This is a genomic window from Streptomyces sp. NPDC046727 (genome assembly GCF_040645635.1).
GTDB lineage: Bacteria > Actinomycetota > Actinomycetes > Streptomycetales > Streptomycetaceae > Streptomyces.
Genome location: NZ_JBEYYR010000011.1, coordinates 53478 through 79419, shown reverse-complemented (window position 1 = coordinate 79419; position 25942 = coordinate 53478). Strand labels below are relative to the sequence as shown.

General features: G+C 73.6%; 21 protein-coding genes and 1 pseudogene. 19 read left to right on the top strand and 3 right to left on the bottom strand.

Going from position 1 to position 25942, the window contains the following annotated elements:
• Positions 1-34 precede the first annotated feature (34 nt).
• From ABZ937_RS16100 to ABZ937_RS16090, 3 genes and pseudogenes are all read left to right on the top strand, one after another.
• The gene (locus tag ABZ937_RS16100; RefSeq protein WP_361691841.1) at positions 35-1297 is read left to right on the top strand and encodes a histidine kinase; all 1263 of its coding nucleotides are present in this window, start codon (positions 35-37) and stop codon (positions 1295-1297) included.
• Between the two features lie 61 nt (positions 1298-1358).
• Positions 1359-2042, top strand: a complete 684-nt coding sequence (locus tag ABZ937_RS16095; protein WP_361691838.1) for a response regulator transcription factor — start codon at positions 1359-1361, stop codon at positions 2040-2042.
• Positions 2043-2122: 80 nt separating this feature from the next.
• Positions 2123-2895 (top strand): annotated as a pseudogene (locus ABZ937_RS16090) (hypothetical protein).
• Between the two features lie 148 nt (positions 2896-3043).
• On the opposite strand, the gene ABZ937_RS16085 reads toward ABZ937_RS16090, so the two are convergent.
• On the bottom strand, positions 3044-4066 hold the full coding sequence (locus ABZ937_RS16085; RefSeq protein WP_361691835.1) for a Gfo/Idh/MocA family oxidoreductase: 1023 nt from the start codon (positions 4064-4066) through the stop codon (positions 3044-3046).
• Positions 4067-4196: 130 nt separating this feature from the next.
• Between ABZ937_RS16085 and ABZ937_RS16080 the strand changes: the two genes are divergently transcribed.
• The 9 genes from ABZ937_RS16080 (at position 4197) to ABZ937_RS16040 (ending at position 16513) form a co-directional block, all read left to right on the top strand.
• A complete protein-coding gene (locus ABZ937_RS16080) occupies positions 4197-4934 on the top strand; it encodes a GntR family transcriptional regulator (protein ID WP_361692311.1) in 738 nt (245 codons plus the stop codon).
• A 193-nt stretch (positions 4935-5127) separates the two neighbouring features.
• Positions 5128-6132: a sugar ABC transporter substrate-binding protein gene (locus tag ABZ937_RS16075; protein ID WP_361691832.1), complete on the top strand. Its 1005-nt coding sequence runs from the start codon at positions 5128-5130 to the stop codon at positions 6130-6132.
• Positions 6129-7169, top strand: coding sequence for an ABC transporter permease (locus ABZ937_RS16070; RefSeq protein WP_361691829.1), 1041 nt, complete (start codon positions 6129-6131; stop codon positions 7167-7169). The genes ABZ937_RS16075 and ABZ937_RS16070 overlap by 4 nt, the downstream gene beginning before the upstream one ends.
• Complete coding sequence (locus tag ABZ937_RS16065; protein WP_361691826.1) at positions 7166-7936, top strand: ATP-binding cassette domain-containing protein; 771 nt, start codon at positions 7166-7168, stop codon at positions 7934-7936. The genes ABZ937_RS16070 and ABZ937_RS16065 overlap by 4 nt, the downstream gene beginning before the upstream one ends.
• Before the next feature lie 141 nt (positions 7937-8077).
• Positions 8078-9223: an ROK family glucokinase gene (locus ABZ937_RS16060; protein WP_361691823.1), complete on the top strand. Its 1146-nt coding sequence runs from the start codon at positions 8078-8080 to the stop codon at positions 9221-9223.
• Entirely contained in the window at positions 9220-9801 is a 582-nt protein-coding gene (locus tag ABZ937_RS16055) for a sugar kinase (protein ID WP_361691820.1), read from the top strand. Before ABZ937_RS16060 ends, ABZ937_RS16055 begins: the two co-directional genes overlap by 4 nt.
• Before the next feature lie 97 nt (positions 9802-9898).
• Complete coding sequence (locus ABZ937_RS16050; protein ID WP_361691817.1) at positions 9899-12754, top strand: SNF2-related protein; 2856 nt, start codon at positions 9899-9901, stop codon at positions 12752-12754.
• Entirely contained in the window at positions 12751-14934 is a 2184-nt protein-coding gene (locus ABZ937_RS16045; protein ID WP_361691814.1) for an SWIM zinc finger family protein, read from the top strand. The genes ABZ937_RS16050 and ABZ937_RS16045 overlap by 4 nt, the downstream gene beginning before the upstream one ends.
• A gap of 328 nt (positions 14935-15262) precedes the next feature.
• Entirely contained in the window at positions 15263-16513 is a 1251-nt protein-coding gene (locus ABZ937_RS16040) for a sulfite oxidase (protein WP_361691811.1), read from the top strand.
• 139 nt (positions 16514-16652) lie between these two features.
• On the opposite strand, the gene ABZ937_RS16035 is transcribed toward ABZ937_RS16040, so the two are convergent.
• Positions 16653-17330 (bottom strand): ScbR family autoregulator-binding transcription factor, encoded by a 678-nt coding sequence (locus ABZ937_RS16035; RefSeq protein ID WP_361691808.1) that lies wholly within the window; start codon positions 17328-17330, stop codon positions 16653-16655.
• Positions 17331-17466: 136 nt separating this feature from the next.
• On the opposite strand from ABZ937_RS16035, the gene ABZ937_RS16030 reads away from it, so the two are divergent.
• From ABZ937_RS16030 to ABZ937_RS16020, 3 genes are all read left to right on the top strand, one after another.
• The gene (locus ABZ937_RS16030) at positions 17467-18534 is read left to right on the top strand and encodes a ScbA/BarX family gamma-butyrolactone biosynthesis protein (RefSeq protein WP_361691805.1); all 1068 of its coding nucleotides are present in this window, start codon (positions 17467-17469) and stop codon (positions 18532-18534) included.
• A 131-nt stretch (positions 18535-18665) separates the two neighbouring features.
• Positions 18666-19751 carry an oxidoreductase gene (locus ABZ937_RS16025; RefSeq protein ID WP_361691802.1) on the top strand — a complete coding sequence of 362 codons (1086 nt, stop codon included), beginning with the start codon at positions 18666-18668 and terminating at the stop codon, positions 19749-19751.
• On the top strand, positions 19748-20518 hold the full coding sequence (locus ABZ937_RS16020) for an HAD-IB family hydrolase (protein WP_361691799.1): 771 nt from the start codon (positions 19748-19750) through the stop codon (positions 20516-20518). Before ABZ937_RS16025 ends, ABZ937_RS16020 begins: the two co-directional genes overlap by 4 nt.
• On the opposite strand, the gene ABZ937_RS16015 is transcribed toward ABZ937_RS16020, so the two are convergent.
• On the bottom strand, positions 20451-21077 hold the full coding sequence (locus ABZ937_RS16015) for a TetR family transcriptional regulator (protein WP_361691796.1): 627 nt from the start codon (positions 21075-21077) through the stop codon (positions 20451-20453). The two genes, ABZ937_RS16020 and ABZ937_RS16015, sit on opposite strands and share 68 nt — an antisense overlap.
• Positions 21078-21344: 267 nt before the next feature.
• Here ABZ937_RS16015 and ABZ937_RS16010 point away from each other — a divergent pair, with 267 nt between their 5' ends.
• The 4 genes from ABZ937_RS16010 to lxmK all read left to right on the top strand — a co-directional run bounded on the left by ABZ937_RS16010 (position 21345) and on the right by lxmK (position 25862).
• Positions 21345-22319 (top strand): LLM class flavin-dependent oxidoreductase, encoded by a 975-nt coding sequence (locus ABZ937_RS16010; protein WP_361691793.1) that lies wholly within the window; start codon positions 21345-21347, stop codon positions 22317-22319.
• Positions 22320-22473: 154 nt separating this feature from the next.
• A complete protein-coding gene (locus ABZ937_RS16005; RefSeq protein ID WP_361691790.1) occupies positions 22474-23670 on the top strand; it encodes a transposase in 1197 nt (398 codons plus the stop codon).
• A 54-nt stretch (positions 23671-23724) separates the two neighbouring features.
• Positions 23725-24756: a ParB/RepB/Spo0J family partition protein gene (locus tag ABZ937_RS16000; protein WP_361691787.1), complete on the top strand. Its 1032-nt coding sequence runs from the start codon at positions 23725-23727 to the stop codon at positions 24754-24756.
• 8 nt (positions 24757-24764) lie between these two features.
• Positions 24765-25862, top strand: a complete 1098-nt coding sequence (lxmK, locus tag ABZ937_RS15995) for a class V lanthionine synthetase subunit LxmK (RefSeq protein WP_361691784.1) — start codon at positions 24765-24767, stop codon at positions 25860-25862.
• Positions 25863-25942 lie beyond the last annotated feature (80 nt).

The window sequence follows — 25942 nt, the reverse complement described above, 5'->3', positions numbered from 1 at the left end:
GGCGGGGTGCGATCCGTGCGTAGATTTGTCGACCGTGAGCGATGACGAACAGGCGCGGGCGCCGAAGGGGTTCACCGGCCGCCGGTGGCTGTTCCCCTCCGCCCTGATCCACGAACTGGACCCGGACGCCGGCGGCACCGGCCGGCGGCCCCGGCGCACGGCGCGCGACTGGGTCGTCGACTTCGTCTGCTTCCTCCTGGCCGTCCTCATCGGCCTGGCGGCGGCACAGTCCCTGTCCAAGGAGGCCGGGCTGCCGCACGCCCTCGTCGTCCTCGACCAGACGCTGGGCGCCCTGGCCTGCGGCGCGGTCTGGCTGCGCCGCCGGTGGCCGGTCGGACTCGCCGTCGCGCTGATCCCGGTCGGCCTGCTGTCCGACAGCTCGGGCGGCGCGGCGATGGTCGCCCTGTTCACGCTCGCCGTGCACCGGCCCTTCCGGTACGTGGCCTGGATCGGCGGCGTCGAACTCGCGCTGATCCCGCTCTACTACTGGGTGCGGCCCGACCCCGACCTGCCCTACGCCGGGATCGTCGCGTTCACCGCGCTGCTGACCGTGTCGGTCATCGGCTGGGGCATGTTCGTCCGCTCCAAGCGCATGCTGATGCTGAGCCTCAGGGACCGGGCGCACCGCGCGGAGACCGAGGCCCGGCTCCGTGCGGAGCAGGCGCAGCGCCTGGCCCGCGAGGCCATCGCCCGCGAGATGCACGACGTGCTCGCGCACCGGCTGACCCTGCTCAGCGTGCACGCGGGCGCCCTGGAGTTCCGGCCGGACGCGCCCCGCGAGGAGATCGCGCGGGCCGCCGGGGTGATCCGGGAGAGCGCCCACGAGGCCCTCCAGGACCTGCGGGAGATCATCGGCGTGCTCCGGGCCGGCGAGTCCGAGGAGTCGTCCGGCGGTCGTCCCCAGCCGACGCTGGCCGCGCTGGACGCCCTCGTCGCCGAGTGCCGCGAGGCCGGCATGAAGGTCGCCCTGGACCATCGCGTCGCCGACCCGGCCGGCGTCCCCGCCTCCGTCGGCCGCACCGCGTACCGCATCGCCCAGGAGGCCCTGACCAACGCCCGCAAGCACGCCCCCGGCACCGAGGTCACCGTCCGCCTCACCGGAACCCCCGGCGACGGCCTCACGGTCACCGTCACCAACCCCGCTCCGCCCGCCGAGGTCCCTCCCGTCCCCGGCTCCGGCCAGGGCCTGATCGGCCTCACGGAACGCGCCGCACTGGCGGGAGGCCACCTGGAGCACGGCGCGCGGCCCGACGGCGGGTTCGAGGTCAGGGGGTGGCTGCCGTGGCCGGGGGCCTGAGAGAGGTCGTCGCCGCGCCCGTTCCTCCGCTGCCCCTCCCCGCCCGTGATTACGTAACCCCATGACTGCGACGCCGATCAGACTCCTCCTCGTGGACGACGACCCCCTCGTACGCGCCGGCCTGGCGCTGATGATCGGAGGGGCCGAGGACATCGAGGTCGTCGGGGAGGCCGCCGACGGCGCGGAGGCCGAGGAACTCGTCCGCCGGACCCGGCCGGACGTCGTCCTGATGGACATCCGGATGCCGTCGGTGGACGGGATCACCGCGACGCGTCGGCTGCGCGCCCGGCCGGACGCACCGCAGGTCGTCGTGCTCACCACGTTCCACGCCGACGAACAGGTGCTGCACGCCCTGCGCGCCGGAGCCGCCGGCTTCGTCCTGAAGGACACCCCGCCCGCCGAGATCGTCCACGCCGTGCGCCGGGTCGCCGCCGGCGACCCGGTCCTGTCGCCCGCCGTCACCCGGCAGCTGATGCGGCACGCGGCCGGTACCGCCGCCGACACCCGGCAGACCCGCGCGCGGGAACGGCTGGCCGTCCTCAACGACCGGGAACGCGAGGTCGCGGTCGCCGTCGGCCGCGGACTCGCCAACGCCGCCATCGCCGCCGAACTCTTCATCAGCGTGGCCACGGTCAAGGCCCACGTCTCCCGGATCCTCGCCAAGCTCGACCTCGACAACCGCGTCCAGATCGCGCTGCTCGCCTACGACGCGGGACTGCCGGAGAACGGCGGCGACGGGCACTAGACGGGCGCCGTGCGCGTTGTCCCGGTGACGGGAGACACCCGGCAGGACCTCGGGGGAGTCCGAAAGGGGAGCGATGAGCCATGAGCGCTGACCAGGTGCTCGACCTGAGCGCGTACGGCGAGCAACTGCGCCGCGACCCCCACCCGGTGTACGCGCGCCTGCGCGAACGGGGCCCCGTCCACCGGCTCCGCCTGCCCGCCACAGGCGGCACCTGCGACACCTGACTGGTCGTGGGGTACCAGGAGGCGCGGGCCGCGCTCGCCGACCCCCGGCTGTCCCACGACGGCTCCGGCATCGGCGTGCGCCTCCTGGACGAGGAGCTGATCGGCACGTACCTGCTGGTCGCCGACCCGCCGCGGCACACCCGGCTGCGCGGCCTCGTGGCGCGCGCGTTCACCATGCGCCGGGTGGAGGACCTGCGCCCGCGCATCCAGCGGATCACCGACGACCTGCTGGACGCGATGCTGCCGCACGGCCGGGCCGATCTCATCGACGCGCTCGCGTACCCGCTGCCGATCACCGTCATCAGCGAACTGCTCGGCATCCCGGAGACGGACCGCGCGGAGTTCCGGAGGAGGTCCGCGGAGCTGGTCGCGCCCAGGAGGCACTGCGCTGGGAGGGCCCGGTGGAGACGACCGCGTTCCGGTACGCCGCCGAGCCCCTGGAGATCGGGGGCGCCCTCATCGAACGGGGCGAGTACTGCCTGGGCGCACCCCCGGCCCGCCTGGAGGGCAGGATCGCGGTCGGCTCGCTCCTGGACCGGGCCCCGGCCCTCGCCCTGGACGGCGATCCGGGCGACTGGCTGCCGGGCCTGCTCGTGCGGGGCGTGAGAAGCCTGCCGGTGCGCTGGTAGCGGTGCGGGCGGTCCGGTGGTGAGGGTGGGCGAGTGCCGGGGGTGTCCGCTGGGCCCTGCGCCGGCGGCCGTGCGTGAGAAGGGTGCCGGTGTGCCGGTAGCGAGGCCGGCGCGCCGGCGGCGGCGTGCGAGTGCCGCAGGCGTCCGCTCAGCCCTGCGTCGGTCGGACCCGGTTCGGGATTTCCGCGAGCGGCACCGGTCGGTGTTCCCGGCGGGAGGTCTCGCAGGCCTCGGCGATCCGCAGGGCCTGCAGGGCCTCGTGGCCGTCGCAGGGGTTGGGGCGCTCGCCGCGTACCAGCTCCACGAAGGCGTTCAGCTCGGCCTCGTAGGCGGGCCCGAACCGTTCCAGGAAGCCGGTCCACGGCTTGTCCGCGGGCGGTGGCCCGGTCGGCTCGGTGGAGGCGAGGGGCGTACGGTCGTCCAGGCCCACCACCGCCGTGTCGCGCTCCCCGGCCAGCTCCATGCGGACGTCGTAGCCCGCGCCGTTCAGCCGGGTCGCCGTCGCCGTGGCCAGGGTGCCGTCGTCCAGCATGAGCAGCGCCGCGCCCGTGTCGACGTCACCGGCCTCGCGGAACATCGGCGGACCGGCGTCGGAGCCGGTGGCGTAGACGTCGAGCACCTCGCGGCCCGTCACCCAGCGCAGCACGTCGAAGTCGTGGATCAGCGTGTCCCGGAACAGGCCGCCGGACAGCGGCAGCCACTGGGCCGGGGGAGGGGACTGGTCGCAGGTCATGGCCCGTACGGTGTGCAGCCGGCCGAGCCGGCCCGTGCGGACGGCCTCGCGGGCGCCGGCGTAGCCCGCGTCGAACCGCCGCTGGAAGCCCATCTGCAGCACCGTCCCGGCCGACTCCACCTCGGTGAGGGCGTGCAGGGTGCCGGGCAGGTCCAGCGCGATCGGTTTCTCGCAGAAGACCGGCAGGCCCGAGCGGGCCGCCCGGCCGATCAGTTCGGCGTGGGCCGAGGTCGCGGTGGTGATCACCACCGCGTCCACGCCCCACTTGAAGATCTCGTCCACGCCCGGCGCCGCCGTCTCGCCCAGCCGGTGCGCCAGCGCCTGCGCCCGCGCCGGGTCCGAGTCGGTCAGGATCAGGGACCCGACCTCGCGATGGCGGCTGAGCGTCCTCGCGTGAAGGGTTCCGATGCGGCCCGTACCGATGACCCCGATGCGCATGGAAACAAAGTGAGGGCCGACCCCGTACGCTGTCAATGCGTATGTCCGGACAATCGGACTACACAACTTCCCGTCAACCATGCACAGGGCTACGCTCGGGCCCGTGCCGAAACCAGATGTGGACCCGACCGTGTCGCTCGACCTCCGTGTGGACCGTAGCTCCCCGGTGCCGTTGTACTTCCAGCTCTCCCAGCAGCTGGAGGCCGCCATCGAGCACGGCAGTCTCACCCCGGGCAGCCTGCTGGGCAACGAGATCGAGCTGGCCGCACGGCTCGGCCTGTCCCGGCCGACCGTCCGCCAGGCCATCCAGTCCCTGGTCGACAAGGGGCTCCTCGTCCGGCGCCGGGGCGTGGGCACGCAGGTCGTGCACAGTCAGGTCAAGCGCCCGCTGGAACTGAGCAGCCTCTACGACGACCTGGAGGCGGCCGGCCAGCGCCCCGCGACCAAGGTGCTGGTCAACACGGTCGTCCCGGCCTCCGCCGAGGTCGCCGCCGCGCTCGGGGTCGCCGAGGGCAGCGACGTCCACCGCATCGAGCGGCTCCGCCTCGCGCACGGCGAACCGATGGCCTACCTGATCAACCACCTGCCGCCGGGCCTGCTCGACCTGGACACCGACCAGCTGGAGGCCACGGGACTGTACCGGCTGATGCGCTCCGCCGGGATCACCCTGCACAGCGCCCGCCAGTCCATCGGCGCCCGCGGCGCCACGGCCGCCGAGGCCGAGCGGCTCGGCGAGGCCGAGGGCGCCCCGCTGCTCACCATGCGGCGCACCACCTTCGACGACACCGGCCGCGCGGTCGAGTACGGCGACCACACCTACCGCCCGAGCCGCTACTCCTTCGAGTTCCAGCTGCTCGTCCGGCCTTGACCGCCCCTCCGGCATTGGTCTCAATGTCCGGACAATGTGACCGGTCTGCGGTCCCCGGTCGTGTCACGGGTGTTCCCTGTGTTCGATACTGAAGTGTTTGGGGCAGGTGAGGCCGCCGCCGGGACACGCCGACGGTGAGGTCGCCCGCCCCTTACGCACGTCAGCAAGAGCACAGCAAGAAGGGCACGGCCTCGTGGCACGGTTTCGGACCTGGGTAGGCATAGCGCTGGCGGGGGCACTCTCCGTGTCCCTGGCGGCGTGCAGCAGCACCGGAGGCAAGCGGGCGGAGGACGCCCGCAAGGCCGCCGCGGCCCAGGGGCGGGCGGCGGTGAACACCCCCCGCTGGACCTTCGCGATGATCACCCACTCCGGAGACGGCGACACCTTCTGGGACATCGTGCAGAGCGGCGCCAAGCAGGCCGCCGTCAAGGACAACATCAACTTCCTGTACTCGCACGACGACGAGGCCCAGCAGCAGGCCCAGCTGGTGGACGCGGCCGTCGACAAGAAGGTCGACGCCATCATCGTCACCCTCGCCAAGCCGGACGCCATGAAGGCCGCCGTGGCCCGCGCCGAGAAGGCCGGGATCCCGGTGATCACGGTGAACTCCGGTTCCGAGGAGTCCAAGGCCTTCGGCGCCCTCACCCACATCGGCCAGGACGAGACCGTCGCCGGCGAGGCCGTCGGCGACGAGCTGAACAAGCGCGGCAGGAAGAAGGCCCTGTGCGTGCTGCACGAGCAGGGCAACGTCGGCCACGAGCAGCGCTGCGACGGCGTCGCCAAGACCTTCCACGGCACGCTGCGCAAGCTGTACGTCAACGGCACCAACATGCCCGACGTGCAGTCCGCGATCGAGGCCAAGCTCCAGGCGGACAAGTCCCTCGACGCCGTCGTCACCCTCGGCGCGCCCTACGCCGACACCGCCGTCAAGGCGAGGACGGACGCGGGCAGCAAGGCCGAGATCGACACCTTCGACCTCAACGCCAAGGTCGCGGCCTCCCTGAAGGACGGCACCCTCGGCTTCGCCGTGGACCAGCAGCCGTACCTCCAGGGCTACCAGGCCGTCGACCTGCTGTGGCTGTACAAGTACAACGGCGACGTCCTCGGCGGCGGCAGGCCGGTCCTGACCGGCCCGCAGATCATCACCAAGGACCAGGCGCCGGCGCTGGCGGAGTACACCGAGCGGGGCACCCGATGACCGCGACCCTGGACAAGACCGCTGACGAAAGGATTCTGCAGACCTCGCCGCTGCGGAAGCTGCTCGCCCGCCCGGAACTGGGCTCGGTCGTCGGCGCCCTCGCGGTCTTCGTCGTCTTCGCCGTCGCCGCCGACGGCTTCCTGCGCGCCTCCAGCCTCAGCACGGTCCTGTACGCCTCGTCGACGATCGGCATCATGGCCGTACCCGTGGCCCTGCTGATGATCGGCGGCGAGTTCGACCTGTCAGCGGGCGTCATGGTGACGTCGTCCGCGCTGATCTCGTCGATGTTCAGCTACCAGATGACGGCGAACACCTGGGTCGGCGTGGGCGTCTCGCTGCTGGTCACCCTGGCCGTCGGCGCCTTCAACGGCTTCCTGCTCACCCGGACCAGGCTGCCCAGCTTCATCGTCACGCTGGGCACCTTCCTGATGCTGACCGGCATGAACCTCGGCTTCACCAAGCTGATCGACGGCACGGTCTCCACCAAGACCATCGCCGACATGGAGGGCTTCCCGAGCGCCCACGCCGTCTTCGCCTCCACGCTCACCCTCGGCGGCGTCGACGTCAAGGTCACCATCCTGTGGTGGCTCGGCCTGGTCGCCCTCGCCTCCTGGATCCTGCTGCGCACCCGCACCGGCAACTGGATCTTCGCCGTCGGCGGCAACGAGGACGCGGCCCGCGCGGTCGGCGTCCCCGTCGCCAAGACCAAGATCGGCCTCTACATGGGCGTCGCGTTCGGCGCCTGGATCTCCGGCCAGCACCTGCTCTTCTCCTTCGACGCCGTCCAGTCCGGCGAGGGCGTCGGCAACGAGCTGATCTACATCATCGCGGCCGTCATCGGCGGCTGCCTGATCACCGGCGGCCACGGCAGCGCGGTCGGCTCGGCCGTGGGCGCGCTCCTGTTCGGCATGACCAGCAAGGGCATCGTCTTCGCCGAGTGGAACCCCGACTGGTTCAAGTTCTTCCTCGGAGCGATGCTGCTCCTCGCGACCCTGCTCAACGCCTGGGTCCGCAAGCGCGCGGAGGCCACCAAGTGACACTCGTCGAGCTGACCGACGTCAGCAAGCACTACGGCACGGTCCGCGCCCTGGAAGGGGTCTCCCTGGAGGTCCACGCGGGGGAGATCACCTGCGTCCTCGGCGACAACGGCGCGGGCAAGTCGACGCTGATCAAGACGATCGCGGGCCTGCACCGGCACGACGGCGGCACCCTGCGCATCGAGGGGGAGGAGACCACCCTCTCCTCCCCGCGCGAGGCTCTGGACCGGGGCATCGCCACGGTCTACCAGGACCTGGCCGTCGTCCCCCTGATGCCGGTCTGGCGCAACTTCTTCCTCGGTTCCGAGCCCCGCACCGGCGTCGGCCCCTTCAAGCGCCTCGACACCGACCTCATGCGCCGCACCACCCGCGAGGCGCTGCTGCGCATGGGCATCGACCTCCGCGACGTCGACCAGCCCATCGGCACGCTGTCGGGTGGCGAGCGCCAGTGTGTCGCCATCGCGAGGGCGGTCCACTTCGGCGCGAAGGTCCTGATCCTGGACGAGCCGACGGCGGCACTGGGTGTGAAGCAGTCCGGTGTGGTCCTGAAATATGTGGCGGCGGCACGGGACGAGGGCCTGGGTGTTGTCTTGATCACCCACAACCCGCATCACGCGTACCTGGTGGGCGACCGCTTCGTACTCCTGCGGAGGGGCACGATGGTGGGCAATCACACACGGGACGAGATCACCCTGGACGAGCTGACCAAGCAGATGGCGGGTGGAGCCGACCTGGACGCTCTGGTCCACGAACTGCAACGCACCTGAGGGGCGCGGGGGTGTGCCGATCCGCGGCTCCGCCGCGGGGCGCGAGCAACCGAAACGGACCCGCACCCGGCAACGCTCGCGCACGCCCCTCTTCTGCCCCGCACAGCACCCACCCCCACGGTGAGGCAGAATCGACCAACGATGAGCACCTACCGCGACCTCACCGCCCCCATCGGCTCCCGCCGAGCCCCGGTCCTGCGCACCGTAGGCACACGAGAGCGTCGGTCACACCTGACCGCACCCCGCGTGCCCACGGTCGGGATCGACATCGGCGGCACCAAGGTCATGGCGGGCGTCGTGGACGCCGACGGCAACATCCTGGAGAAACTCCGCACGGAGACCCCGGACAAGTCCAAGAGCCCCAAGGTCGTCGAGGACACCATCGTCGAGCTGGTCCTGGACCTGTCCGACCGGCACGACGTGCACGCGGTCGGTATCGGCGCCGCCGGCTGGGTCGACGCCGACCGCAACCGCGTCCTGTTCGCCCCCCACCTGTCCTGGCGCAACGAACCCCTCCGCGACCGCATCGCCGACCGGCTCGCCGTGCCCGTCCTCGTGGACAACGACGCCAACACCGCCGCCTGGGCGGAGTGGCGCTTCGGCGCCGGCCGCGGCGAGGACCACCTCGTCATGATCACCCTCGGCACCGGCATCGGCGGCGCCATCCTGGAGGACGGCCAGGTCAAGCGGGGCAAGTTCGGCGTCGCCGGCGAGTTCGGCCATATGCAGGTCGTGCCCGGCGGCCACCGCTGCCCGTGCGGCAACCGCGGCTGCTGGGAGCAGTACAGCTCCGGCAACGCGCTCGTCCGGGAGGCCAAGGAGCTGGCCGTGGCGGACTCCCCGGTGGCCTACGGGATCATCGAGCACGTCAAGGGCAACGTCGACGACATCACCGGCCCGATGATCACCGAGCTGGCCCGCGAGGGCGACGCGATGTGCGTGGAGCTGCTCCAGGACATCGGCCAGTGGCTCGGCGTCGGCATCGCCAACCTCGCCGCCGCCCTCGACCCGTCGTGCTTCGTGATCGGCGGCGGCGTCAGCGCCGCCGACGACCTGCTCATCGGCCCCGCCCGGGACGCCTTCAAGCGCCACCTCACCGGCCGCGGCTACCGCCCCGAGGCCCGCATCACCCGCGCCCAGCTCGGCCCCGAGGCCGGCATGGTGGGCGCCGCCGACCTGGCCCGGCTGGTCGCCCGCCGGTTCCGCCGCGCCAAGCGGCGCCGGGTCGAGCGCTACGAGCGGTACGAGCGGTACGTCCAGGGCCGCCGCGACCGGGACAGCGCATGACGCCGTCGCTGCCCCACCAGGGCGGCCCGCCGGACGAGCCGCAGCGGCCCGCCGAGGACCCGCGGCACAAGGCCAGACGCCGGGCGCTCACCCTGCTGATCATCGTCCTGCTGATCGGCGTCCCGGCCGGCTACCTGGTGATCTCCGCGAACCAGAGCCGCAACAGCGGCAAGGACAAGGAGGAGAAGTACTCCGCGACGGGCCTCACCGCCGGCTGGCCGTCCAAGGTGCAGCGCCGCCTCTACCAGGTGACCGTCCCGCATCCCGCCGACGACATCGCGTACTACGAGACGAACAACTGGAAGACCAGCCGCCTCTACGTGCAGTTCCGCACCAACCCCGCCGGCCTGGACAGCTTCCTTGAGGCCATGGGCGTCCGCCGGGACCGGCTGAAGAAGGACGACATCGCGATCGGCGAGCGGGACCAGAAGGTCAGCGGCTGGACCTTCACCGGCCCCGGCCCGTGGTGGGGCCTGACCCACGAGCAGAAGAACCCGGCGCCCACCCAGGACGTGGTCGTCAACCTGTCCGACCCCGCGCAGCCGATGGTGTTCGTGGTCTCCCGCACGGTCCCGTGAGCAGGGGCCCGGACCCGGCCTCGGAGCCGATTGTCAGACCCCGCCCGTAGAGTCGAAGACGTCTGATCCGATGCACGGGCGGGAGGAGGCAGGACGTATGGACGGCACGGCTGCGGTGGCCGAGCGCACGGGGGGTTCCCCGCAGACGGGGACCGGACATCCGGTCCCGGCGAGCCTCGCGTCCGTCTACCTGCCCGCGCCCCTGCCGCGCGAGGGCCGCCTCGCCTTCTGGGACCCCGACGGCGACCCGCTGCCCACCCCGGCCGACGGCACCACGCAGGAGCTGACGGTCGTACGACGGCACGGGGCCGGGGTGCGCCGCCGCCAGGTGCCCGCGCTGACCCTGCCGCTCGCCGAGGCCCTGCCGCTGCTGGTCCGCGCCCGGCGCGACCCCGCCGCCCACCCGGCCACCGCCTGCTGGGGAGCCGCCGCCCTGCACGCGCTGCGGCTCGTCGCCCGCGGCCGGCTGCTGCCCGGCCTGACCCCGGGCGGGCACGACGCCTGGCGGGCCGGCCCGCTGGAGCCCGACGACATCGCCCACCTGCGCGCGATCGCCGCGGCCCTGCCTCCCGAGGGCCACGCCGTGCCCCTGCCCGGTCCGGGCGCGCTCCGGCTGCCCGAGCCGGAGGCCCTGATCCGCTCCTTCCTGGACGCGGTCGCCGACACCCTGCCCCGCACCCCCGCCGCCCCCTGGACCGCCGGACGGCCCTTCGCCGCCCGCGAGCCGCAGGCCCTGCCCGAGGCCCACGAGTGGGCGGCCGAGGTCGCCGCCGGCATGGACGCGGGCGTCCGGATCTCGCTCCGCCTGGACCTGTCCGCCTACGACGTCTTCGACGCCGGGGCGAGCGAGGGCGCCCGCGCCGCCGGAGCAGCCGTCGTACAGGTGCACAGCCTCGCCGGCCCCACCCTGGTGGCCGACGCGGCGGCCCTGCGGGCGGGGGAGGCCGACGCGGAGTTCGGACCCCGCGCGCGGGTGGACGCGGCCCTCGCCGTCCGGCGCGCCGCCCGGGTGTGGCCGCCCCTGGACCGCCTCGCCGAGCAGGACGTGCCCGACGTCCTCGCCCTCTCCGAGGAGGAGCTGGGCGAGCTGCTCGGTGTGGCCGCCGGCCGGCTGGCCGCCGCCGGTGTCGCCGTGCACTGGCCCCGGGACCTCGCCCGCGACCTGACCGCCACCGCGGTGGTCCGCCCGGCGCCCGGCTCGGCGACCGACGGCACCGGCTTCTTCGAGAGCGAGGACCTGCTCCGGTTCCGCTGGCAGCTGGCGCTCGGCGGCGATCCGCTCAGCGAGGCCGAGATGGACGCCCTCGCCGAGGCCCACCGCCCGGTCGTACGGCTCCGGGACCGCTGGGTGCTCGTCGACCCGGCCCTGGTCCGCAAGGCCCGCAAGCGCGAGCTCGGCCTGCTCGATCCGGTCGACGCGCTGTCCGTCGCCCTCACCGGCGAGGCCGAGGTGGACGGCGAGACCGTCGACGTCGTCCCCGCCGGCGCGCTGGCCGCCCTCCGCGACCGCCTCACCGCGGGCCTGCGCCCGGCGACCCCGCCCGCCGGCCTGAACGCCACCCTCCGCGACTACCAGCTGCGCGGCCTGGCCTGGCTCGACCTGATGACCTCCCTCGGCCTCGGCGGCTGCCTCGCCGACGACATGGGCCTCGGCAAGACCGTCACCCTCATCGCGCTGCACCTCAAGCGGGCCCGCACCGAGCCCACCCTCGTCGTCTGCCCGGCCTCCCTCCTCGGCAACTGGCAGCGGGAGATCACCCGGTTCGCGCCCGGCGTCCCCGTCCGCCGCTTCCACGGCCAGGGCCGCACCCTGGACGGCCTCGACGGCGGCTTCGTCCTCACCACCTACGGCACGATGCGTTCCACGGCCGCCCTCCTCGCCGAACAGCCCTGGGGCATGGTCGTCGCCGACGAGGCCCAGCACGTGAAGAACCCCTACTCGGCCACGGCCAAGGCGCTGCGCACCATCCCGGCCCCCGCGCGCGTGGCGCTCACCGGCACCCCGGTGGAGAACAACCTCTCCGAGCTGTGGGCCCTGCTCGACTGGACCACCCCCGGACTCCTCGGCCCCCTCAAGTCCTTCCGTGCCCGGCACGCCCGCGCGGTGGAGAACGGCGAGGACGAGGAAGCGGTGGGGCGCCTGGCCCGACTCGTCCGCCCCTTCCTCCTGCGCCGCAAGAAGTCCGACCCCGGCATCGTGCCCGAGCTGCCGCCCAAGACCGAGACGGACCACCCGGTGCCGCTCACCCGGGAGCAGGCCGCGCTGTACGAGGCGGTGGTGCGCGAGTCGATGCTGGCCATCGAGACCGCCGAGGGCATGGCCCGCCGCGGCCTGGTCCTCAAGCTGCTCGGCGCGCTCAAGCAGATCTGCGACCACCCGGGGCTGTACCTGAAGGAGGACACACACCCCGACCGGCTGATGGCCCGCTCCGGCAAACTCGCCCTCCTGGACGAGCTGTTGGACACCGTGCTCGCCGAGGACGGCTCGGCGCTCGTCTTCACCCAGTACGTCGGCATGGCCCGCCTGATCACGGCCCACCTGTCCGCCCGCGCCATCCCCGTCGACCTCCTGCACGGCGGCACACCGGTCCCGGAGCGGGAGCGGATGGTCGACCGCTTCCAGAGCGGCGAGACCCCGGTCCTGGTGCTGTCCCTGAAGGCGGCCGGCACGGGCCTCAACCTCACCCGCGCGGGCCATGTCATCCACTTCGACCGCTGGTGGAACCCGGCCGTCGAGGAGCAGGCCACCGACCGCGCCTACCGCATCGGCCAGACCCAGCCCGTCCAGGTCCACCGCCTGATCACCGAGGGCACGGTGGAGGACCGCATCGCCGAGATGCTCGCCGCCAAGCGCGCCCTGGCCGACGCCATCCTCGGCTCCGGCGAGGCCGCCCTCACCGAACTGACGGACCGTGAGCTGTCCGACCTCGTCTCCCTGCGGAGGACGCCATGACGGACACCGGCCACCCCCGCCCCGGCGACGCCGCCCGCCGGGCCCTGCGAGCGGCGCGCGAGCGGGCAGAGGCCGAGCGGGACGGCGCGGCCGGGACGGCGGAGGGCACGATGTCCGGTCCGGCCCAGGCGCCGCAGGAGTCGGCCGAAGAGGGAACGCCGGGCGACGACAGGGGCGAGCTGACGGCGGCGGAGGTCCTGTCCGGTGGCGGTGCGGTGCGGCCCGGGGACGCGGCGCGCGCGGCGCTCAGGGCCGCCGTGTCCACGAGCCGGGGTCATGGCGCGGCGCCGACGGACACCGGCGCGGCACCGGGCGACGTCCACGAAGAGGTCGCACACCCCGAGCCGGAAGCCGGTCCGGCCGGTGCCCGTCCGGCCGGCGGGCGTCCGGGAGATGCCGCCCGGGAGGCACTGCGCGCGGCCCGGCGGGAAGCGCTGCGCGCGGAGGCGGCGGAACCCCGGCGCGAACGCCGGGCGGCCGAGCGCTCCGGCCCCGCCGCACCGCGTACCGCGCCGGGAGCGGGGCAGGGGGCCCGGACCGGCAAGGCCAAGGCCGCGCAGGACATGCGGCACTACCTGGCGACCGCCTTCCGCATGCCCACGTGGGCGGAAACCCCCGACGAGCAGGAGGAGCCCGCCGACACCACGACCATGCCCACCGAGCCGACCCCGCCGGCGCCTTCGCCCTCGGGCCCCGAGCGTTCGTCGGCTTCCCCGTCACCGGGCGCCGGGGGTGACCCGTCGGCGCCCGCGTCCGGGCCCGTGGCGCCGGTGCCCGCGCCCGACGCGTCCGCGATCACGCCCCCGGCACCCGAGCCCGCGACCCCGGACCCCACCTCCTGGCCCGCGGCCACCCCCTCCCCACGCACCGCAGCGCACCCCACGCCCGCCACCCCGCACGTGCCCTCCACCATGGCCACCCCGCACCGCGACACCGAACTCCGCCGTACCTTCCCGGCGTTCGTGCCGCGCGAGGCCGCCGGCGCGGACGGGCCGTTCGCCGGTACCTGGTGGGGCAATGCCTGGGTCGGGGCGCTGGAGCGGGGGGCGCTGGATCCCAAGCGGCTGGTGCGGGGGCGGGGCTATGCGGATCAGGGGCATGTGGACGCCATCACCGTCACCCCGGGACTCGTGCTGGCGTACGTGCGGGGAAGCCGGCCCCGGCCGTACCGCGTGCAGGTGCGGGTGCGGACGCTGGAGGACGAGGACTGGGAGCGGTTCCTGGACGCCGCGGCCGACCGGCCGGGGCACATCGCGGCGCTGCTGGACAAGGAGCTGCCCCAGACGCTCGCCGACTGCGGTGTGCCCCTGCTCCCCGGGCCCGGCGATCTCGGTCCCCGCTGCAGCTGCCCCGACTCGGGCCACCCCTGCAAGCACGCGGCAGCCCTCTGCTACCAGACGGCCCGCCTGCTCGACGCCGACCCCTTCGTGCTGCTCCTGCTGCGCGGCCGGGGTGAGAAGGAGCTGCTCGACGCGCTGTCCCGGCGCAGTGCCGCCCGTGCGGCCCGCGCCGCGCGGGAACGGCAGCCGGTGACCCTGCCCGGGGTACGGGCCACCGACGCCCTGGCGCCCCGCCCGCTCCCGCCGCTGCCCCCGCCGTTGCCGGTGCCGCCGCATCCCGAACAGCCCCCGGTGTATCCGTCGGCGCCCGGCGGCCCGGACCCCTTCGCGCTGGACCAGCTGGCGACCGACGCCGCCGCCCGCGCCCACGCCCTGCTCGGCACCGGACGCGATCCCGTCGGCGAGCTGTCCCTGTGGCAGGACGCGGTGCGCCTCGCCGCGGCCCGCCCCGGTTCCGGTCTGACCGCGGCCACCCGCGCCCTGTACGCCACGCTCGCCGACGCGGCCGGCCGCACCCCGGCCGACCTCGCGCGCGCCGTCGCGGCCTGGCGGCAGGGCGGTCCGGCGGGGCTGGCCGTCCTGGAGGAGCCGTGGGACCCGCCGGCCGGCCGTTTCGACCGGGCGCGCCCGCTGCTGCTCGCCGCCGACCTGCCGGCGTTCCGTCCCTGGCGCAACCGCCTCACCCACCCCCGCGCCCATGTCCAGCTCCGCCTCGGCCGCGACGGGCTGTGGTACGCCTACGAGTCGGAGCCAGGCCAGGACGACTGGTGGCCCCGCGGCACCCCGGACCTCGATCCGGTGGGCGCGCTGACCGGTCTCGGCATACCGGACGACCTCTGAGCAACGCCCACTGTGCGCACGGCTGTTGTCACCACACCTGTTCCTCTGTCAACGACGCCCCGTTCCTCGTACGATGACATCCGTGATATCCAGCCGACGCGCCCCCGCCCTCTCGCGGCCTCGCGGGCCCGTCTCGGGCTGTTGTCGCTGATCTCCCTTCCCGGCCTCAGGCCGTGCGGCTGACGCCGTCGCCGCGTAGGTTCCGCTCCCCCAAGTTCCGCCGAATTCCGTCGAGTTCCGGCATCGCCCGCATGTCCCGTGCGCGGGTGCCCGCCCCGCCGTACGCCGTCTCCGCCTCGACTCCCGCCCAGGAAAGGCAGACCGCCCCATGCGTACCCCCGAATCCGCCTACGACCGCCGCCGACTGCGTCAGTGGCTGGCCGGTGACGCCCGTGCCGACGGGGTGTCCCGGCGTGACCTGCTGCGACTGCTCGCCGCCGCCGGGCTCGCCGCCGGTGCCGTACCGGCCGCGCTCGCCGCGCCCGCGTCCGCGGCGCCCGGTATCGTCAAGCCGCTGCCCGAGGAGTGGTTCACGATCCGCGGCACCAACGCCGAGACGAAGTTCGCCTCCCTCGCCGGCACCGGCTACCACACACCCGTCGACCACTTCTTCGTCCGCAACCACACCTCCACGCCCGTCCTGGACGCCGACGACTGGACACTCACCCTCTGGGGCGACGGGCTCGCGGACGGCCGGAGCGTGGAGTTCACCCTCGCCGACCTCAAGCGGCTGCCGGCCGTCACCCGTTCCGCGTTCGTCGAGTGCGCGGGCAACGGCCGCAGCCTCTTCACCAGTCAGCAGGGCCAGACCGTCACCGGCACGGCGTGGACGCTCGGCGCGATCGGCGCCGCGCGGTGGACGGGCGTACGGCTGGCCGACGTCCTGCGCCGGGCCGGGGTGAGCCATCGCGCGGTCGACGTCATGCCGCGCGGGCTCGACGCCGACTACATCGGCGCCGACGGCACCGACTTCGGCCGGGTCCGGCGCCCGCTGCCGCTGTCCAAGGCCCTGGGCGACGTGCTGCTGGCCTACGAGATGAACGGCGAGCCGCTGCCGTACGACCACGGCCACCCGGTCCGGGTGCTGGTGCCGTCGTGGATCGGCATCTCCTCGATCAAGTGGGTCGGCGACATCGAGGTGTCGGCCGTACCGCTGTACTCGCCGTGGAACACCGACTTCTACCGGCTGTTCGGCGACGCCTACCCGCCCGGCGGCAGCGCGCCGCTGACCCGGCAGACCGTCAAGAGCGCCTGGGAGCTGGACCGGGACGCGAACCTGGCCGCCGGCACCGGGCACCGGCTGACCGGACGGTCGTGGTCGGGGGCCGGGGGAGTGGTCCGGGTCGACGTCAGTACCGACGGCGGGACCACCTGGCGGCGGGCCCGGCTGCACGACGCCCCGCGCCGCGACGGCTGGGTGCGCTGGTCCACCGACTGGCGCCCGCCCGCTCCGGGGGCGTACACCCTGCTGGCCCGCGCCACCGACACGACGGGCCGTACGCAGCCGGACGCGACGACTCCCAACACTCAGGGCTATCTCTTCGACGCGGTGGTCCGGCATCCGGTGCGGGCGGTGTGAGCGGCCTTCGGCAGGTTCAAGGCGGGGGGTGGGCCTTTCGGCCGGGGGGGGCGGGTGCGGGGCGGGGGTGTGACGGCGACGCGTGCGGGGAGGACGGTGCACCGGCCGGGGGAACCGGTCCAACCGTACGGCGTGCGGGTCAGACGGACAGGTGACCCAGCAGGAACGGGCTGAGGTGCCGGGGGTCCCGGGTGCAGGGAACCACCGCGTGCAGCACCTCCACGGTCCGCTCGATGATGTCCGCCCGGTCGTGCAGGACCCACGACACGTGCTGCGCGCCGAAGAACGCCGAGACCAGTACCCGGGCCAGCGTGGCGGGCGGCGTCATGTGTTCCAGCTCTCCGGCGGCCAGCGCGGTGTGGAACCAGGCCGAGATCAGCGCCGTGTAGTCCTCGAAGGGGATCGGCAGGTCGACGTCGATCAGCCCCCGCTCGATCTGGAGCCGCGCCCCCGCCTTCATCATCGGCTCGTCACGCAGCGCGGCCGCCGTACGCAGCAGCAGCTCCGCCACCGAGGCGACCGGAGGCAGCCCCAGTTCGGCCACGGCGTCGGAGATGGCGGGCAGCCGCCGGTAGAACTCCGTGGTCACCGCGAGGGCCAGCGCTTCCTTGTTGGTGAAGTGGAAGTACACGGCCCCCTTGGTCATGCCGGAGAGCTGGGCGACGTCGAGCATGGTCACGGCCGGGTAGCCGCGCTGCGCGAACGCCTGGGCGGCGGCGAGCAGGATGTTCTCCCGCGAGCGGATGGCGCGCTCCTGTTTCAGCTCCTTCCGCTGCGCCATCGGCCCGTGACCGGCGAGTGTGTGTGGGTCTTTCATATGGAGTCTCCAATACCTAGGCGTCCTGTTCCGCAACGCGTCGACGCGATACGACCCGGAATAAACCTTCCCAAAGGTAGGTTTGAAGCAAAGGGATGGCTGCTCAGCCGTCCCGGACTCAACCGGGGGAGTGTGTATGAGCGAGGTGCAGCAGGGTAACGCAGGCATATGGACCCGCCCTGACGGGCTCGCGGAGCGACTGACCTTCCAGCGGACGGTCCCTCGTCATCTGGTTCACCGGGCGTCCGTGGCCGAGGTCTTCCTCACGGACGCGCTGGCGCTCGGCGACGACCGGTTCCTGGTCGGCGCGCAGTGGCCGCGTGATCACGCTCTTTACCATCCTGACGCACTCGGGCGCAGCGATCCCCTGCTCGCCGCGGAGACCGTCCGCCAGGCACTCGTGTACCTGGCACACTGGCACTACGCCATACCGCTGGACCGTCGCTTCGTCGGCCGGCGCATGGAACTCGACATCGCGGAACCGCAGGCGCTGCGGGTCACCGGCCGGCCGCTGCACGTGGTTCTCCAGGCCCGCTGGGAGTGGGTGGACAGCCGGCCGCCGCACCGCCACGGCATGCGCCTGGAAGCCGAACTCGTCGTGGACGGACGCAGGATCGGCCGGGGCAGCCTGCACGTCGTCGCCCTGGACGAACGCCGATACGGCGTGCTGAGGCGACGGACGGGTGGCAGCGGGGGGCCGGTCGTGCCCGTTCAGCGACGGCGGACGCTCACCCTGCCCGCCGCCCGAGTGGGCCGGCTGCGCGGCAAGGACAGCGTGCTGGCCGCGACGCGGCGGGCCGGCGAGTGGGAACTCCACGCCGACCTCGACCATGCCGTCCTCTTCGACCATCCCACGGATCATGTCCCGTTGATGGTCCTGTTGGAAGGGGTGCGACAGCTCGGCCACGTGCTGACCAGCCGCCCCGGCGAGCGCGAAGGGCAGCCCGCCGTCGCCTCCCAGCTCACCTCCCTGAGCATCGACTGCCTCGCCTTCGCGGAACTCAACTCGCCCGTACGGCTCCTGGTCACCGAGGACCGCACCGCTCCGTGCGGCACCCGCCAACTGGCCATCGACGCCGTCCAGGACGACCGTGGCGTCGCCGCGGTCACGGCGCGCTGGCACCACGACGAAACGCCCCTCTCCGCTGCCGGGCCATCGGCGACCCCTCCCCTTCCCCGCGTCCCTCGACAGACAACTGCCTGATGACTACCGATCACCAGAGGACCGACGACACCCCCATGCCGCGATCCAGGACCGCTTTACGAAGTCCCGTTGGCCACCCGGCCGCCGACGGGACACCACCACACGCCGACGACGCCCATGTCTCAGGATCCTTGACACCGGGTGGATTCCAGGAGGAGGCGCTCCGGCGCGCCGCGCACGTCGCCGCCGGCCTCGCCCCGGCCGCGCACGCCCGGCGAGCCCTCCATGAGGAGACACTGCGCGCGCTGGACGAGGCCGGGTTCGCCCGCCACTTCGTTCCCCGCCGCTGGGGCGGCCGGAGCGGCACCTTTCGCGACCTGCTGCACGCCACCGCCCGCGTGGCGGAGAGCTGCGCCTCCACCGCCTGGTGCGGGATGCTGTGGGCGGCGCACGGCCGGTTCGCGGCGCGTCTCCCGCAGCCCGCGCAGCAGGAGATCTGGGGCTCCGGCCCCGACACCCGGATCGCCGCGGGACTGCGGCCGGCGGCCGGCCGGGCCCGGACGACGCGACAGGGCTGGCTGGTCGAGGGCAGCTGGCCCATGGTCAGCGGCGTCGAACACGCCGAGTGGCTCCTGCTGGTCGCGCCGGTTCACCAGCGGGAACCGGCCCGTGTCTTCGCCGTACCCCGGGACGCCGTCACCGTGAGCGACACCTGGGACGCGGCCGGGCTGCGTGCCACCGGCAGCCACAGCGTGCAGCTCACCGAGACGTTCGTCCCCGACCACCGGAGCACACCGCTGCCCGCGCTGCTCGCAGCCCGCGACGACCGCACGGAGGCGCGCTGCCACGCGGCTCCGGCCCACCTCGCCGGTCAGATCATGATGTGCGCGCCCGCCCTGGGCGCCGCCGGAGCGGCGCTGCGCGCGTGGACGCGAGACGTCCGGAGCGGGCTGGACGCACCGGAGCACGCGTCCCGGCGCATCGGCCTGGCACGGGTGAGCGCGGACATCGACTCCGTGGAACTGCTGCTGGACGCGGCCGCCCGCCGTGCCGACTCCGCGCCCGTCACACCGGCGGTCGTCGCCCGCAACCAGAGGGACGCGGCCGTCTCCGCCCAGCGTCTGGCCGACGCGCTGACGTCCCTCGCCCAGGCCGCGCCCGACGCCGGCGCCGGTGAGTTCCGGCGCGGGCGGGACGACGTGCTGACGGTCGCCACCCACGGTGCGCTGAGACTCGACGCGGCGGCCTTGGCCTACGCGGCCGGAGTGGGCGCATGACGGCGACCCGCTCCGTCCCGCCGGCAGCCGCGGGCCGTCCCGCGAGCATCGTCTTCGCCGACGTCGACGAGACGCTCATCGCCTGCAAGAGCCTGTTCGACTTCATGGACCACTACTTCGCCGGCGGGCCCGGGGCACGCCGGGCGCAGGACACGCGCGGGGCCATCGGGCGGCTCCTCGCCGACGGGGGCAGCAGGGAGGCGGGCAACCGGCTCTACTACCGGGTGTGGAGCGGAGAGCGGGCGACCGATGTCGCGGCGGCGGCGGCGCGTTGGGCGGCCGACAAGCGGCGCGGCGGAGGCTTCTACGTGGAGGGCACCCGCGCCGCACTCCGGCTCCACCGCGAGCAGGGCTCCCTGGTGGTGCTGGTGTCCGGCTCGTTCCCCGCGCTGCTCGCCCCGATCGCGGCGGAGGTGGGCGCGGACCATCTGCTGTGCAGCCGCCCCGAGATCCGCCACGGCCGGTACACCGGGGAGCTGATCGGCGAACCGGTCATCGGCGAGGGCAAGCTCAGGGCCGTCGAGGAGGTCTTCCGCCGCTACCCCCACGTCGAGCCCGGCGCTTGCCACGCGTACGGCGACCACATCAGCGACCTGCCGATGCTCGCGGCCGTGGGGCACCCCGTGCTGGTCGGGGACGACGCGGAGCTGCGCAGGGCACTGCCCCACGCGCACCGCATGGCTGCCGTGCAGCGGCCGGCTACCCCTGACCGCACAGGGCCGGCAGGGAGTGGCCGGCGGCGCCCGCGCCCTCCCCGCCGCGCATGAGCTGCCGCCACAGGGCGCACACCGCCTCGCCGAGCCGGTCCGCGCCGCACTCGGGTGTCGTGTAGTAGACGCCGTACATGAGGACCAGCAGCAACTGCCCGAGCCGCTCCGGGTCCTGGAACTCCGCCAGCTGCCCCTGCTGCTGGGCCTCGCCCGCCAGCCTCAGCATGCAGCCGCTGAAGTCCCGGGCGAAGCGGGGGAGCCGGCCGTGCGCACGGGCGTCCTCGCTGGCGAGGTGGAACCCGGCGCGGAACCGGAGATCGGCCTGCAGCCGCTCGGCGAGCGCGTCCGCGATGAGGCGCAGCTTCTCCAACGGTGAGACGTCCGCCTGCTCCGCGTGCCCGAGCAGCTCGCGCCAGGTGTGTTCGAAGGGCGTAGTCAGCGCTTTCGCCAGCAGGCGCTTCGACGTGAAGTGCGCGTACAGCGCCCCCTTGGTCAGGTGGGCCTCCTGCGCCACGCGCTGCAGGTTGGCCCCCACGTAGCCGTGGCGGACGAACTCCGCGGCCGCCGCGTCCAGCAGCAGCTCGTGGGTCCTTCGTGCTCTGTCCTGCTTGACCACAGCGCCCCTCAGCTTCGGAAACGAAGAACAAACCATCAGTAAGGAATTTTTTCCCAGCTCGACAGGGCCGACAAGCGGAAGGACGCGAGCTGTCCGAAACCATCGCCGCTGCCCACGCCCGCTGGATATGCCCGGATCCGACTTCGTGAAGTCGTACCGCCATCTCGGCAGGTCCGTTTCCCCGCGCGTCCGCGCGCTCAGGACTTCGGTATACAGCGGCAGGACCGGTACGGACCGAGCGTGCCGGCGCCGTGAGGAGGGGAATTGATGCCTGCCGAGCCGAAAGGGCTTTCCGTCCTGTACCCCGCTCCGCCCCGGGACCTGGACGGCATGGAGGCCTTCGCGTCCTTCGCCGGACGCCTCGGCGCCCGGCGGTTGTGGCTGGGACAGTCCTTCCACCTCGAATCGCAGATGGCGCTGGCCGGACTGGCCGCCCGCCTCCCCGGCCTCGCGCTCGGCACCGCCGTCTCCCTCGCCCCGCTGCGCCATCCCTACCAAGCCGCGGTCGAGGCCCGCACGGTGAGCGTGCTGTCGAAAGCGCCGTACGTCGCCGGGTACGGGCCGGGCTCGGTCGATCTCCAGGGGCGCCTGCTGCCACAGCCCTACGACAGGCCTTTGACGGCGATGGCCGATTACGTGACGGTCATGCGGCAGTTACTGGACGGACGTACCGTCGAGCACCGGGGCCCGGCACACCGTACGCACTACGCCCTGCCCGAACTGCCGTCGCCGGGCGTCGAGGTGGGGCTCGGGGTGCTCCGCCCCGGCATGGCGAAGACCGCCGGCGCCGCCGCCGACGTCGCCATCACCTGGCTCGCGCCGCTGCCCTACCTCACCGGCCGGCTCATGCCCGCCCTGCGCGCGGGAGCCCGCGCGGCGGACCGCCCCGTGCCACGGGTGGCCAGCGTCGTCCACGTCGCCGTGCGCCGGACGGGCCGCGACCTGGAGCGGGCGGCCTTCGCCGCCGTGGGCGCCCACCTGGGCTCCGCGCACTACACCGACATGCTCCGCCGGGCCGGGCTGGACACCGACCCGGCCCGGCCCCGGGAGGGGGCCGGCCGGCTCGTCGATGCCGGCGTCTACGTCACCGGCGATCCGGAGGAGATCGCGGCGCGGTTGCGGCAGTACCTGGCCCACGGCGTCGACGAGGTCATCGTCAACGTCACCGGGGTGTTCCTCACCGAAGGCGCGCGAGCCGCGCTGGTCGACCTGCAAGCCGTCATGACCGCCTTCGCGGCCTGACCCCGGTCGCAATCCCCCTGGTCAGAGGCTGAATTCGCAAAGTCGTTCAGCACATCCCGAAAAACTACCTGTGGGAAGGTATTTTTGGCTGCGGCCGGTCGGTCTGCGGCCGGCCCCCGCTGCGGTGGGGTGGGGAACAAGGGGGAAACACCGGATGTTAGCGACGCGTAACGGGCACTCGACCATCCCGGACGGCGCCGCTGTCGCAGCGTTCGTCAACACGATCTACGCCTCGCTGCCACGCGCCGACCAGCGCAGGTGGGCGCAGGCCCATCTCAGCGCACTGCTGACCGTGCCGGGCAGAAAGACCCTGCGCGGCCTCGCCCAGGCCGTCACGCCCCGGGCGGGATCCGCGCACGGCCTGCAGCAGTTCATCAACGGCAGCACCTGGGACTGGGCGCCGGTGCGCCAGGCCCTCGCGCGGGCCGTCACCGAACAGGGCCCGCCCCAGACGTGGAGCATCGCCACCATCACCATCCGCAAGCGGGGCCATCACTCGGTGGGCGTCCACCGCCGTTTCGACGCCGGCGCCGGACGCGTCGTCAACTGCCAGCTCGCCATAGGACTGTTCGCGACCACACCGGCCGGCAGCCTGCCCGTGGACTGGCGGCTCCTCCTGGACGACACCTGGAGCACCGACACCGCGCGGCGCAGCCGGGCCCGCATCCCGGACACGGTGACCGCGCGGACCGTGGCCGAACACATGCGGGAACTCGTGGCGGCGGGAGCGGCCCTGTCGGGCCGGAACACCTCGCCCTGGGTGCTGGACCTGACCGGGACGCCGGACGCGGCCCTGGTCATCGACGCGCTGACGGAACACGGCCAGGACTTCCTGTGCGAGGTCGGCCCGGCCCAGCCGATGCATGTGACCGCCCTCGGCGGGCGCCCCGTGCCGGCGGCCACGGCGATGACGCACCGCAGGGGGCAGGCGGCCCTCGCGTCGCCGGTACCCCGGGACGGTCGCGGCTCCGGGCGCTACCTGCTGCACATCGGACGCGCCTACCTCGCCGGCGGGCAGCAGCACGCCCCGCTCTCCCACCGGCTCGTCATGGAGCCTCCCTCGCCCCTCCACCGGGCCGGGCGGTACTGGGTGACGAACATGGCCGACCGGATCCACGAGATACCGGCACTGGCCGAAACCGTCATGGTCACGGACTGCGCCATCGCCGACCTGATCGACGACTTCGGAGTACAGGACTTCGAAGGGCGTTCCTACCCGGGCTGGCACCACCACATGACCATGGCCGCGGCCGCCTACGTCTTCAGCCGTCTTCACCACGCCTCGCCCCGGACCTGCCGGCACGGCCATCACCCGACCCCCCGAGCGGCGCCGCTGCGCCTCACGTCCTGACGACGTCGAAGCCGATGCCGTATCCGAGCCGCAAGGCAGGGGGAAGGAACGACAATGGCCCACCGGAGCACGTCGAGACCCGACGGACCTCCGCCCACTCACCGACCGCCGACCGACGCGCCGCCGACCGAGGAACAGGCCGTCCTCGCGGGGGTCTCCACGACCGTCCACCTGGTCGACGTCAGCGAGCTGCTCCCCGCGGACTCACCCCGTAGCGTCCAGGAGGACGACGACCACGCCCGCGTTCTCGCCGAGAGCGACGAGGAACTGCCGCCCGTGATCGTGCACGCGGCGACCCTGCGCGTCATCGACGGGACGCACCGGGTGCGCGCCGCCGTGCTGCGCGGGCAGACGACGATCCCGGCCCGCTTCTACGAGGGACCGGAGCGGGACGCCTTCGTCGTCGCCGTGGCGTCGAACGTCCGGCACGGGCTGCCGCTGTCCAGGGAGGAGCGGCTGGCCGCCGCGAGACGTGTCGTCGATTCGCACCCGCACTGGTCCGACCGTGCGATCGCCCATGTCACGGGACTTTCGGCGACCACCATCGGCAAGATCCGGCGGACCTGTGCAACCGGCCAGGAAGAGCAGTTGCACACCCGGATCGGGCGGGACGGGCGGGCCCGTCCCGTCGACGGCGCGGACGGCCGCGAGCGTGCGGCGGCCTTCCTCAGCCGGCACCCCGACGCCTCCCTGCGCCAGGTCGCGCAGGCCGCGGGAATCTCCCCGGGCACCGCCCGTGATGTGCGCCGGCGCCTGGAGCGCAGGGAGGATCCGCTGCCACCGCGCCTGCGCCGGCAGACGGGCCGGGCGCCCGCGCCGGCCGACACGCCCCGGGAGCCGGGGCAGACCGGCCGCCGGCGCGGCGGCCCGCCTCTCGCGGCCCTGATGCGTGACCCCTCCCTGCGGCACACCCAGAACGGGCGCCTGCTGCTCAAGTTGCTCGACAACCGGCTGCTGTCGGAGGCGGAGAGCGAACGGCTGATCGCCGGGCTGCCCCCGCACAGCCTGTCGGGGCTGTCCGCCGCCGCACGTGACTGCGCGCAGCTGTGGCTCGAGTTCAGCAAGCGCCTGGAAGAAAGGAAGTGAGCTTCTCCATGCCCACTGCACCGAGTGTGCGCCGGCGGGTGCGGGCCGTGGACCTGTCCCGCGTTCCCCAGGTGAACGAGTTGCTGGACAGTCTCGGGCTCGGCCGGCTGCGTGCGGCGGACGTGACGTCGTACCCCGGCAGGAACGCCAACTGGGCGGGCGTCACCACCCGCGGGGTCAGACTGTTCGTCAAGCGGCTCGACGGATCGGGGCAGGCTCCCGGCCGGCGGATGGAAAGGGCCATCGCCTTCGAGGAGGCGCGCGGGGCGGGCGACGGCTCCCGCCGGCTGGGGCCGCTGTGCCTGGGCTGGGACCCGGACGCCCTGCTCATGGCGTTCGAACTGCTGGAGGACGCCCGCTCGGGCAGTGACCTCGCCGAGGACGACGACGGCTTCTCCACGGCCTGGTGCGAGCGCGCCGGCGAACTTCTCGCCGACGTCCACGACCTGGCACCGGACCCGTCGCTGCCCGCCGCCCCCGCGTCCTTCTTCCCGCACGCGTCGCTGCGGGCCCTCACGCTGGACACCTATCTCAACTCCACACGGGCGGAACTGGACGCCTGGGCTCTGCTGCAGCGCGACACCCAGCTCCACCAGGCGCTCGACCGGCTGCGGGAGGCCTCGGCCACGGCCGTCGCCCGGCCCCTCCACGCCGACCTGCGCCTCGACCAGTTCCTGATCTCGGCGGGGGAGATCTACCTGTCGGACTGGGAGGAGTTCTGCCTGGGCGACCCGGCCCGGGACGTCGGAAGCCTCGCGGGCGAGTGGCTGTTCCGCTCGCTGACCCGGGCGTTCCGGGGCGAGGTCGCAGAGGCACCGACGCACGCGGACATGACCGCGCGGCTGGCCCAGGCCATCGACGAGGCGCGGGTGCGGATCACCGCCTTCTGGCGGAGCTACCTGGCCTCCCGGCACCGGACGGAACCAGGGCACGCGGTGCGCTCCGCCGCGTACGCCGGCTGGCACATGTACGACCGTCTCCTGGCCGGCGCGTCCCAGTCCGCCCGCCTGCGGGCCGTCGACCGCGCGGCGGCCGGAATCGGGCGCCGGATCCTGCTCGGCCCCGAGCGCTTCGCGGCCTCCCTCGGCTTGGAGGAGCCCGCGTGAAGGTCAACCTCGGCTTGGAGGAGCCCGCATGATCGTCAATCTCGGCTTGGAGGAGTCCGCGTGATCGTCGACCCTGGTCG

Excerpts from the sequence above, each read along its gene's own strand:
- ABZ937_RS16040 (WP_361691811.1), top strand. The coding sequence starts at position 15,263 with ATGCGTACCCCCGAATCCGCCTACGACCGCCGCCGACTGCGTCAGTGG.
- ABZ937_RS16055 (WP_361691820.1), top strand. The coding sequence starts at position 9,220 with ATGACGCCGTCGCTGCCCCACCAGGGCGGCCCGCCGGACGAGCCGCAG.
- ABZ937_RS16045 (WP_361691814.1), top strand. The coding sequence starts at position 12,751 with ATGACGGACACCGGCCACCCCCGCCCCGGCGACGCCGCCCGCCGGGCC.
- ABZ937_RS16030 (WP_361691805.1), top strand. The coding sequence starts at position 17,467 with ATGAGCGAGGTGCAGCAGGGTAACGCAGGCATATGGACCCGCCCTGAC.
- ABZ937_RS16010 (WP_361691793.1), top strand. The coding sequence starts at position 21,345 with ATGCCTGCCGAGCCGAAAGGGCTTTCCGTCCTGTACCCCGCTCCGCCC.
- ABZ937_RS16095 (WP_361691838.1), top strand. The coding sequence starts at position 1,359 with ATGACTGCGACGCCGATCAGACTCCTCCTCGTGGACGACGACCCCCTC.
- ABZ937_RS16070 (WP_361691829.1), top strand. The coding sequence starts at position 6,129 with ATGACCGCGACCCTGGACAAGACCGCTGACGAAAGGATTCTGCAGACC.
- ABZ937_RS16085 (WP_361691835.1), bottom strand. The coding sequence starts at position 4,066 with ATGCGCATCGGGGTCATCGGTACGGGCCGCATCGGAACCCTTCACGCG.
- ABZ937_RS16050 (WP_361691817.1), top strand. The coding sequence starts at position 9,899 with ATGGACGGCACGGCTGCGGTGGCCGAGCGCACGGGGGGTTCCCCGCAG.
- ABZ937_RS16035 (WP_361691808.1), bottom strand. The coding sequence starts at position 17,330 with ATGAAAGACCCACACACACTCGCCGGTCACGGGCCGATGGCGCAGCGG.
- ABZ937_RS16005 (WP_361691790.1), top strand. The coding sequence starts at position 22,474 with ATGTTAGCGACGCGTAACGGGCACTCGACCATCCCGGACGGCGCCGCT.
- ABZ937_RS16000 (WP_361691787.1), top strand. The coding sequence starts at position 23,725 with ATGGCCCACCGGAGCACGTCGAGACCCGACGGACCTCCGCCCACTCAC.
- ABZ937_RS16020 (WP_361691799.1), top strand. The coding sequence starts at position 19,748 with ATGACGGCGACCCGCTCCGTCCCGCCGGCAGCCGCGGGCCGTCCCGCG.
- lxmK (WP_361691784.1), top strand. The coding sequence starts at position 24,765 with ATGCCCACTGCACCGAGTGTGCGCCGGCGGGTGCGGGCCGTGGACCTG.
- ABZ937_RS16060 (WP_361691823.1), top strand. The coding sequence starts at position 8,078 with ATGAGCACCTACCGCGACCTCACCGCCCCCATCGGCTCCCGCCGAGCC.